Origin of the sequence: uncultured Neisseria sp., from assembly GCF_951230505.1 — a bacterium.
In the GTDB taxonomy this organism is placed as follows: Bacteria; Pseudomonadota; Gammaproteobacteria; order Burkholderiales; family Neisseriaceae; genus Neisseria.
Genome location: NZ_CATNVN010000076.1, coordinates 1 through 8,484, shown reverse-complemented (window position 1 = coordinate 8,484; position 8,484 = coordinate 1). Strand labels below are relative to the sequence as shown.

Annotated in this window: 9 protein-coding genes; all 9 read left to right on the top strand. The window is 50.0% G+C overall.

The annotated features are described in order from the left end of the window. Nucleotides 1–271 precede the first annotated feature (271 nt). Nucleotides 272–577, top strand: a complete 306-nt coding sequence (locus tag Q1M25_RS06125; RefSeq protein WP_049344144.1) for a hypothetical protein — start codon at nt 272–274, stop codon at nt 575–577. Next, a complete protein-coding gene (gene ccoS / locus Q1M25_RS06120; RefSeq protein ID WP_003681462.1) occupies nt 577–765 on the top strand; it encodes a cbb3-type cytochrome oxidase assembly protein CcoS in 189 nt (62 codons plus the stop codon). The genes Q1M25_RS06125 and ccoS overlap by 1 nt, the downstream gene beginning before the upstream one ends. Beyond that, nucleotides 762–2,078 (top strand): MFS transporter, encoded by a 1,317-nt coding sequence (locus tag Q1M25_RS06115; protein ID WP_107723475.1) that lies wholly within the window; start codon nt 762–764, stop codon nt 2,076–2,078. The genes ccoS and Q1M25_RS06115 overlap by 4 nt, the downstream gene beginning before the upstream one ends. A gap of 322 nt (nt 2,079–2,400) precedes the next feature. Further along, nucleotides 2,401–3,381, top strand: coding sequence for a DNA polymerase III subunit delta' (locus Q1M25_RS06110; RefSeq protein ID WP_300482953.1), 981 nt, complete (start codon nt 2,401–2,403; stop codon nt 3,379–3,381). A 10-nt stretch (nt 3,382–3,391) separates the two neighbouring features. Then, entirely contained in the window at nt 3,392–3,745 is a 354-nt protein-coding gene (locus Q1M25_RS06105; protein WP_003682949.1) for a PilZ domain-containing protein, read from the top strand. A 4-nt stretch (nt 3,746–3,749) separates the two neighbouring features. Continuing rightward, entirely contained in the window at nt 3,750–4,535 is a 786-nt protein-coding gene (locus Q1M25_RS06100; RefSeq protein WP_300482948.1) for a TatD family hydrolase, read from the top strand. A 321-nt stretch (nt 4,536–4,856) separates the two neighbouring features. Further along, the gene (locus Q1M25_RS06095; protein ID WP_070625821.1) at nt 4,857–6,410 is read left to right on the top strand and encodes a fatty acid--CoA ligase; all 1,554 of its coding nucleotides are present in this window, start codon (nt 4,857–4,859) and stop codon (nt 6,408–6,410) included. An 85-nt stretch (nt 6,411–6,495) separates the two neighbouring features. Further along, nucleotides 6,496–8,061 carry an ABC transporter ATP-binding protein gene (locus Q1M25_RS06090; protein WP_150537551.1) on the top strand — a complete coding sequence of 522 codons (1,566 nt, stop codon included), beginning with the start codon at nt 6,496–6,498 and terminating at the stop codon, nt 8,059–8,061. 125 nt (nt 8,062–8,186) lie between these two features. Beyond that, the coding region (trxA, locus tag Q1M25_RS06085; RefSeq protein ID WP_300482943.1) for a thioredoxin TrxA at nt 8,187–8,484 on the top strand (298 nt) is incomplete at its 3' end.

Genomic DNA, 8,484 nt, shown 5'->3' with positions numbered 1-8,484 from the left:
GCCGCAGTTCAAAACCAAGTTTAATTTTTGTGTCATTTTATGCTCCTTGAGGTTTCAGACGGCATTTTTTGTCGGGGCCTTACTGCTGCTCCGGCTGGGTTGCACCCCTTGTGGGACGTAGTGGGTAGCGGTCTGAACAGATTAACAAAGTAAACGTCGTATTCTAACAAAAAATGTAATCGGCTGCTTGACTTAATATTTGATGTAAAATGGACGGAATTTTATTTTAGGCCGTCTGAAAAAATGACGACGGTTTTGAAAATTTACCGATATGCATTATTTCAGTATCCACACTCAAGACGGCGAACACGCCGGATTTTTCATTATGCTGGCAGACGATGAATCGCAAAATCCGCCGCAAAGCGGACGCTTTGTAATCAAGCTGCAAAGTGAAGACGCAGCCGAAGCGGCGGTATTGTCGCCTTTTGAGCAAACCGATATCCCGCAATACTGGCGCGTGGTTAAAGACCGTATCGAACTGTTTTTTGACGATAAAAATATCGGTTCGTTGCGCAACGAATACCTGACCATTAGCGGTAAAACCTTTATCCTGACCGATTTGACCGGAGCGATGTAATGGAAAGTATGTTTATCCTTGTCCCCATCAGCATTATTTTGGCCTTCATCATCGGCTGGTTTTTCTGGTGGTCGGGTAAAAACGGACAGTTTGACGACCTTGAAGGACCTGCGCACCGCATTTTGATGGATGACGACTCCACTGAAAAACTGATCGAAAAAGACGAAGACAAAGAATCCAAACAATGAGCCTTAAAAAAGACAATCTGAATTTCCACACGACCCGCCGTTTTGCGCCGCTCTTTGGGACGCAGTTTTTGGGCGCGTTGAACGATAATATGTTCAAAACCGCATTATTCGTGATGATCAGTTTTTACGGTTTGGGTAAAAACGACTTTCTGCCGCCCAGCCAAATGCTGAATTTGGGCGCAATGCTGTTTATTCTGCCCTACTTCCTGTTTTCCGCACTGTCAGGACAGCTGAGCAACAAATTCGATAAAGCCGTTTTAGCGCGCTGGATCAAGCTGTTGGAAATCATCATTATGGCAGTGGCAGCATATGGCTTCTATATTCAATCCGCGCCTTTGCTTTTAATCTGCCTGTTTTGCATGGGTACGCAATCGACTTTGTTCGGCCCTCTGAAATATGCCATTTTGCCCGATTACCTCAACGACAAAGAGCTGATTATGGGCAACAGCCTGATTGAATCGGGTACGTTTATCGCCATTTTGCTCGGCCAAATTTTGGGCACCGCAGTCGCAGGTGTTCCGCCGTATATTGTCGGCAGTTTGGTGTTATTGGTCGCCATCGGCGGTACGATGACCAGCCTGTTTATGCCGTCTGTACCCGCTAAAATGCCGGACACAAAAATCGAATGGAACATCATCAAAGGCACGAATTCACTGATTCGTGAAGCGGCGGCCAATCGTCCCGTATTCACGTCCATCATCGGTATTTCATGGTTTTGGTTTATCGGCTCGGTTTATACCACCCAACTACCGACGTTCACGCAAATCCATTTGGGCGGCAACGATAATGTGTTCAACCTGATGTTGGCGCTGTTCTCCATCGGTATCGCCATCGGCTCGGTGTTATGCGCCAAACTCAGCCATGAGCGCCTGATTTTGGGCTTGGTTACCATCGGCACTCTGGGGCTGACGGTCTGTGGATTATTGCTGGTGTGGCTGACCCAAGGCCAACGCTTTACCGAATTAAACGGCATTATTTGGTTTTTATCGCAAGCCAAGGCGTATCCGATTATGCTCGTGATGTCGGCCATCGGCTTTTTCGGCGGCTTCTTCTCCGTACCGCTCTACACTTGGCTGCAAACTGCCAGCAGCGAAACCTTCCGCGCCCATGCTGTTGCCGCCAACAACATCATCAACGGCGTGTTTATGGTGTCGGCTGCCATTTTGAGCGCGGTTTTGCTGATGTTGTTCGACAGCATCACGCTGCTGTATTTGATTGTTGCCGTAGGTAATATTCCGTTGATTGTTTACCTCATCAAACGGGAACCGAAATTTATCGGGGATTTGACCGCTTTGTTGAAAATCAGCAAATAAGGCCGTCTGAAATGTCTCCCCACCATGCACATTTTCACTGTTCAATCGCGTGGACAGTTTGTGCATAAATCAGATTACTGTCTGATTTAACATTAAAAAACACATCTGCCTAAATTTTAAGCACAACTTTACCGCCAAACAAAATGCACATTTCCCCTAAATAAGCATGTGCAAAGGCTGTGAATAAGTAAACTTAACAATTGATATTTCAAAGCAAAAATATATTTGATTAATTTTTAGGCAGTTTATTAAAGGCCGTCTGAAACCTTTTTCAGACGGCCTGAGAGTATAATAACTACCTACCTAATAGTTCCCAAACGATATGATTTATCCATGGCATGAAACCCAATGGCAACAGCTCGCCGCCCATTGGCAAAACCGACCTAACGCTTGGCTGTTTACCGGCAAAGAAAATACCGGCAAAACCGAGTTTGCCCGCTTTGTCGCGCAGGCATTGCTGTGCGAATCGCCCAAGTCCGGCCATGAACCCTGCGGCGAGTGCGCTTCGTGCCATTTGTTCAGCCAAAACACGCATCCCGACTTTTACGAACTCACGCCGGAAATGCCCGAAGGCGAGGCAACGGGACGCAAACTCCTGCAAATCAAAATCGATGCCGTGCGCGATATTGTGGAAAACATTTACCTGACCGCTGTCCGAGGCGGCCTGCGCGTGGTATTGGTACATCCGGCGGAAAGCATGAATACACAGGCGGCAAACGGTTTGTTGAAAGCTTTGGAAGAACCGCCGCAACACGTCGTTTTCCTGCTCGTTACCCATGCGCGCGACAAACTCCTGCCCACCATCAAAAGCCGTTGCCGCCAGATGGTGCTGCCCTCGCCTACCCATGAGCAGGCTGCGGCATACCTGCGTCAACAGGGCGTGGAAAATGCCGAAGCCTTGTTGGCATTCCACAGCGGCGCGCCTTTATTTACACCGACTCCCGAATTGGACGCATTGCGTGAAGAGTTGCTGACGCTGTTAGCTGCACCGCGCCTGTTGGCTATACTCGACTACGCCGCCGCGTTCGACAAACAAAAACAACCGCTGGCCGTTTTCATCGACTGGCTGCAAAAGTGGCTGATGGATGTCGGCTTAGCACAACAAAATATGGCGCCGCTTTATTATCCACACCATGCCCAAGCCCTGCTTCAGACGGCCTCTAAAACCGATTCACGCAAGCTGTTTGCCCTATTGGGCCGTCTGAACGCGCTCAACCCTTACGGATACCATACCTTGAGTGTTAAAATGCAGCTTGAGTATCTGCTTATCGAATATTTAGATTTTTGGCAAAACAAACCCTAACAGGTAATCAATGATGAATAAAAAAGACATTCCGGCGAAGATGTTGGCTTTGCAACTCAAAGACCCCAATCTGTTGTACAACTGCTATATGCCGTTTTTAGAACACGGCGGCCTGTTCGTACCGACAGATGACGTATTCTCACTAGGCGAAGACATCCTCTTGGCCGTCGAAATCGCCGACTATCCCAAACGCTTCCTGCCAACCAAAGTCGTTTGGATCAATCCGGCACGCACTTCAGCCCACCGTCCCAAAGGCGTAGGCCTTGCATTCTCCGAACACGAAAGCTGCCTACAGGCAAAAAACCTGATCGAAGCCGAACTTGGCCCGCGCCTGCGCAGCGACCGCACTACTTTTACCCTGTAATACCATGTATTTAATCGATTCACATTGCCATCTCAACTTTGACGGCTTAAAAGACCGCCTGCCCGAAGTCTTCGCCAACATGGAAGCGCAAAGCGTCAAGCAGGCGCTTGCCATCAGCGTCAGCAAACAAAGTTTTGCCGAAGTATTCGACATTGCTCAGGCAAACGACCACATCTACTGCACCATCGGCATACATCCCGACAGCCAAGAAGCAGAAGAATTTACCATTGCCGAAATGGTAGAAGCGGCCAAACATCCCAAAATCGTCGGTATCGGCGAAACCGGTTTGGACTATTACTGGTGCAAAGGCGATTTGTCATGGCAGCATCAACGCTTTGCCGACCATATCCAAGCCGCCAACGAAAGCGGCCTACCCGTTATCGTCCACACGCGCGATGCGGCCGAAGACACATTGCGGATTTTGAAAGAGTGCCACACCAACTCCGGCGTGATCCACTGCTTCTCTGAAGACGTCGCCTTTGCCAAAGCCGCTTTGGATTTAGGGTTATACATTTCCTTCTCCGGCATTGTGACGTTTAAAAACGCACCGCTGATACAGGAAGCCGCCAAATTCGTCCCTGCCGATAGAATCTTGGTAGAAACCGATGCACCCTTCCTCGCGCCGGTTCCCAAACGCGGCAAACAAAACGAGCCGTCCTACGTCCGCTATACGGCTGAGTTCTTAGCCAATCTGCGCGGCGAGAACTTGGAAACATTGGCACAAAACACCAGCGACAATTTCTATCGCCTGTTTAAGAAAGTACCCGATGGCCGTCTGAACAATGGCTAGGTCTCAAAGTCTCTAAACATTGGCTCTGCCAATCCGTCATCAGGATTCTGCCTCAAACTCAACGGTAAACTCGAAATGGCTTGAGACAGAAACGCAATCGGCTTGCGCTATCTTCCGAACGGCAGACTTTTGAAGAATGCGAATATTTCCATCAACACAATAAATGAATTTAAATTCAAAATATTGCTTTCCTAAGCCCGACAAAGCAAGAGGCTGTCTGAAAGTATTTTCAGACGGCCTCTTGCTTATTTTACCGATAGGATGTAAAACCTATCCTTCGAAATAAACGGTTCATCGAAACCGTACATCAATCGACACAATATGGACACAAACTCCGAAATGCACACCCACCCTAATTTTTACGCTATGCTGACTGCAGCCTGCCAAAAAAACGGTAAAGGCACGGTCATTTTCAACGATAAAGAAAAAATCAGCTATTCCTCCCTCAAACGTGAAGTAGAAACCGTCGCCGCCTATCTGCAACACCAAGGCGTACAATATGGCGACAGGGTTGCCCTTGTCGTTTCCAACTCTCCCGAATTTATTGCCGCCTATTTCGCCATTACTTCCATCGGCGCGGTAGCCGTCCCACTCAATGTCTTTTTGAAAAGCGAAGAATTTTCCTACATCCTCAATGACTGCGGCGCACGCTTTATGTTCGCCTCCGCGCCGTTGGCCAAAGAACTCAAAAACATCAAAGCCAAAACCAAAGTCAATAAAATCATCTGGATTGGCGAAACCAACGCCGCCAGTGGCGATGACAGCTATTTCGATGCCGCGCGTACATTCCCCGGCAAGCCGAATCTGAGCCGTCAGCCGTCCGTCAACGATTTGGCGCACATTATCTACACCTCCGGCACAACCGGCCACCCAAAAGGCGCATTAATCAGTTACAGCAACCTGTTTTCCAACCTTTCAGGTATCGAACAAATTTTCCAAATTTCGCAAAAAGACCGCTTCGTCGTCTTCTTGCCTATGTTCCACAGCTTTACGCTGACTGCCATGGTTTTGCTGCCGATATCTCAAGCCTGCTCGATTATTTTGGTCAAATCTGTCTTCCCGTTCTCCAACGTGTTGAAACAGGTTTTGCTCAAACGCGCTACCATTTTCCTCGGCGTACCGGCTATTTACACTGCCATGAGCAAAGCCAAAATCCCTTGGTATTTCAGATGGTTCAACCGCGTCCGTCTGTTTATCAGCGGCGGCGCGCCTCTGGCCGGACAAACCATTGACGACTTCAAAGCCAAATTCCCGCGCGCCAAATTACTGGAAGGCTACGGCTTGAGCGAATGCTCGCCCGTTGTGGCCGTCAATACGCCTGAGCGCCAAAAAACCGCCAGCGTCGGTGTCGCCCTGCCCGGTTTGACCGTGAAAGCCGTCGATGACGAATTGATCGAAGTGCCGCGCGGCGAAGTGGGCGAACTCATCATCAAAGGCGGCTCGGTCATGCAGGGCTACCTCAATATGCCTGACGCCACAGATGAAACCATCGTCAACGGTTGGCTGAAAACCGGCGACTTCGTCACCATAGACGAAGACGGCTTTATCTTCATCGTTGACCGCAAAAAAGACCTGATTATCTCCAAAGGCCAAAACGTCTATCCGCGCGAAATCGAAGAAGCCATCTACAAGCTTGAAGCCGTGGAGGCCGCTGCCGTAATCGGCGTGAAAGACCAATATGCCGATGAAGAAATCATTGCCTTTATCCAACTCAAAGAAGGCATGAAACTGGAAGAAGCCGAAGTCCGCAGCCACCTGCGCGGCCTGTTGGCAAACTTTAAAATCCCCAAACAAATCATCTTCCAAGACGAGCTGCCGCGCAATGCGACCGGCAAAGTGTTAAAACGCAAACTCAAAGAACAGTTTCAAGACTAAACCGCTGTTTCAGACGGCCTCTTGATTCATGCAGGCCGTCTGAAAACAACCTGTATTCCACAAACCTTTTCAGACGGCCACGACCATGACGACACCGATACTCGAAATCGAAAACCTAAACGGCTCCTTTCCGAGCAAGCAAGTCCTGCACGATATCAACCTGACCTTGCAACCCGGCCGCAAACTGGCATTGGTCGGCGAGAGTGGCAGCGGCAAAACCGTATTGTCGCAAGGCATTATGCGCCTCAATCCGATGGTTACTTTTGAAGGCAGTCTGAAATATTGCGGAACCGATCTGCTGACCCAGCCCGAACGCGCCCTGCAAAAACTGCGCGGCTGCGAAATCGGCATGGTGTTTCAAGAACCCATGACCGCCCTCAACCCCGTCATGCGCGTCGGCGAACAAATCGCCGAAGTTCTGTCCCTGCATTTGGGTTTGGATAAAAAACAGGCATGGGCGCGTGCTATCGAACTCCTGGACGAAACCGGCATCCACCAGCCCGAGCAAAAAGCCCAGGCCTATCCTTTCCAACTTTCCGGCGGCCAACGCCAACGCGCCATGATTGCCATGGCCGTATCAGCCCAGCCCAAGCTCCTGATTGCCGACGAACCGACCACCGCTTTGGACGTTGCCGTCCAAGCCCAAATTCTCGACCTGCTCTCACGCCTGCAGGAAGAACACGGCATGACCATGCTCTACATTACGCACGACTTAAACCTTGTGCGCCGTTTTGCCGACGATGTCGCCGTTATGCGTGACGGCCGCATTCTCGAAACCGGCAAAGCAGCCGAAGTCTTCGCCAATCCTCAGCACGAATACACCAAAATGTTGCTCAACGCCGGCACAACGCGCCGAGTGGCCCCATTGCCTGAAAATCCTGCCACCGTCCTTAAGGCCGAACAAATCGCTTTTTCCGTCAAAGAATCAGACGGCTGGTTTAAAAAACGCGACAAAACCATTCTCAACCCCGTTTCTTTCGATCTCAAATCGGGGGAAACATTGGGCATTATCGGCGAAAGTGGCTGCGGCAAAACCACGCTGGCCAAAGCCGTTATGCACCTTATCGATTCCGAAGGCAGCCTGAACATCAACGGCGAGCCATGGCGACATGAACTGCGCCGCGAAATCCAAATGGTGTTCCAAGACCCGTTCGGCGCATTCAATCCGCGCATGAACGTCTTTGATACCGTTTCCGAAGCCTTGCGCGTACACGAACCTGAAATGCCGCGCGAAGAAATGCGCCGCCGCGTTCAAGAAGTCCTCAAACAAGTCGGCCTGCCCGAAGATGCACTCGAACGCTATCCGCACGCATTCTCCGGCGGCCAGCGCCAACGCCTCGCCATCGCCCGCGCCATCATTGTCCGCCCGAAAATCCTCGTTTTGGACGAACCAACCAGCGCGCTTGATGTCCAATGGCAACAACAAATCCTTGAATTGCTCAGCGGCCTGCAAAAAGAATACGGCCTCGCCTTCATCATCATCAGCCACGACCTCGCCGTCATCCGCGCCATTTCCCACCGTGTGATGGTGTTGAAAGACGGCAAAATCGTTGAAGAAGGCGAATGTGAAAACGTGTTTGCCAATCCAAGCAGCGACTACACGCGCCATTTGATTGCACACTCCGGCCACATGGTTCAAGAGGCCGTCTGAATCTTTAAAGATTACGATAGACGCATTTCAAAAAAACTATTACCGGGTGGCGGCACTTGAAATTTTCCCTGTCTGCCACTATTCTGAACAACATATTTATTAATCCCGATTTAAAAGGAAACAACATGAGCAGCGAATTGATTATCCACGCCAGCGATGCCAGCTTCGAACAAGACGTTTTGAAATCCGACGTACCTGTATTGCTGGACTTCTGGGCACCATGGTGCGGCCCTTGCAAAATGATCGCCCCAATCTTGGACGACATTGCCTCCGAATTCCAAGGCCGTCTGAAAGTCGTTAAAATCAACATCGACGACAATGAAGCCACTCCTGCCAAATTCGGCGTTCGCGGCATCCCTACCCTGATGGTGTTCAAAAACGGCGAAAACGTTGCAACTAAAGTCGGCGCATTGGCTAAAGGTC

Excerpts from the sequence above, each read along its gene's own strand:
- Q1M25_RS06125 (WP_049344144.1), top strand. The coding sequence starts at position 272 with ATGCATTATTTCAGTATCCACACTCAAGACGGCGAACACGCCGGATTT.
- ccoS (WP_003681462.1), top strand. The coding sequence starts at position 577 with ATGGAAAGTATGTTTATCCTTGTCCCCATCAGCATTATTTTGGCCTTC.
- Q1M25_RS06115 (WP_107723475.1), top strand. The coding sequence starts at position 762 with ATGAGCCTTAAAAAAGACAATCTGAATTTCCACACGACCCGCCGTTTT.
- Q1M25_RS06110 (WP_300482953.1), top strand. The coding sequence starts at position 2,401 with ATGATTTATCCATGGCATGAAACCCAATGGCAACAGCTCGCCGCCCAT.
- Q1M25_RS06105 (WP_003682949.1), top strand. The coding sequence starts at position 3,392 with ATGATGAATAAAAAAGACATTCCGGCGAAGATGTTGGCTTTGCAACTC.
- Q1M25_RS06100 (WP_300482948.1), top strand. The coding sequence starts at position 3,750 with ATGTATTTAATCGATTCACATTGCCATCTCAACTTTGACGGCTTAAAA.
- Q1M25_RS06095 (WP_070625821.1), top strand. The coding sequence starts at position 4,857 with ATGGACACAAACTCCGAAATGCACACCCACCCTAATTTTTACGCTATG.
- Q1M25_RS06090 (WP_150537551.1), top strand. The coding sequence starts at position 6,496 with ATGACGACACCGATACTCGAAATCGAAAACCTAAACGGCTCCTTTCCG.